The sequence below is a fragment of the Microbacterium sp. HMWF026 genome (genome assembly GCF_003061325.1).
Classification (GTDB): Bacteria; Actinomycetota; Actinomycetes; order Actinomycetales; family Microbacteriaceae; genus Microbacterium; species Microbacterium testaceum_E.
Map to the genome: position 1 here is coordinate 741 of NZ_QAJB01000400.1, position 1299 is coordinate 2039.

Annotated in this window: 1 protein-coding gene; it reads right to left on the minus strand. The window is 74.3% G+C overall.

The window, feature by feature from the left end; translation table 11 throughout:
• A partial coding sequence (locus DBR36_RS14830) for a type III polyketide synthase (protein WP_108320523.1) occupies positions 1-1076 on the minus strand: 1076 nt, incomplete at its 3' end.
• Between the last annotated feature and the right edge of the window lie 223 nt (positions 1077-1299).

The window sequence follows — 1299 nt, forward strand, 5'->3', positions numbered from 1 at the left end:
CGCGTCAGGGTCGCCGCCTCCACCGTCAGTCCGGGGCCGAAGGCCAGGGCGGCGACGCGGGCGCCGTCGGCCAGGGCGGCGTCGGCGAGCAGGTCGCGGAGGATGAACAGCAGGGTCGCGCTCGACATGTTGCCGTGCGCGCGCAGCACCTCTCGCGAGGGCGCGAGGGCCGCGGCATCCAGGTTCAGCGCGCTGTCGACGCGGTCCAGGATGCTGCGGCCACCGGGGTGCACGGCCCACGCGTCGACGGCGGCGAGGTCGCCGAGCACGTCGGCGGCGATCGCGGTGATCTCTCGGCCGATGATGCGCGGCACCTCGGGCGTGAGGGTCATCTCGAAGCCCGAGTCGCCCACGGTCCAGGCCATGTCCTTCTCGCCGTCGTCGGTCACGTGCGTGGCGAAGCCGTCGAGGTCGAGACCGTCGTGCGCGCTGTCCGCCGAGGCGATGATCGCGGCCGCCGCGCCGTCGGCGAACACCGAGGCCGCGACGATCTGATCGGGATGCGACGAGGTCTGCCAGTGCAGCGAGCACAGCTCGCAGCACACGACCAGGACCACCGCGGCCTCATCGTTTCCGACGATCCGCGCGGCCAGTCGCAACGCCGGGATGGCCGCGGCGCAGCCGATGAAGCCGAGGTGGTAGCGCTCGACCGTCACCGGCAGGTCGAGGTCGCGGACCAGGTGGTAGTCCGGCCCCGGGGCGAACATGCCCGTGCACGACACGGTGACGACGTGGGTGACCGCCGAGGCGTCGTACGCCGAGCCCTGCAGCGCGGCGCGCGCGGCCGCGGCGAACAGGGGCGGGGCGGCCCGGCGGTACTCGTCGTTGCGCGCGCCGGTCGGGGGCATCAGCAGCGTGTCGCCGTCGCGGACGGCCAGGCCGTCGTCGGCCGCGCCCGCCAGCTGGGGCAGGACGACGTGGCGGGTGTCGATGGCGGCGGCGTCGAAGGCGGCCCCCACGAGGCGTTGGCTCTTGCGGTCGAACCCGGGTTGCGCGGCGAACAGGTCGCGCAGCGCCGATTGGGTGACGCGGGTGTCGGGCAGAGCCGTGCCGATCGACACGATGCGGGCGGTCATGCCTCACTGTAGACACGCTTTCGTGAGACGGGCGCGGGGATGGTGCGCGGGTCCCGCCGTGTCTAAGGTGCGGGGTCACGAAGCGGTGCGGGGGAGGCGGCGTCGGAACCGTGCCGCGCGTCAGGCGGCCAGGGCGTCCGAGAGCAGCAGGCCCGAGATCGCGGCGCGGTAGTCGTCGATCATGCGGCGGCGGTCGAGGCGGCCGCGCGCGGCCGCCTCGACC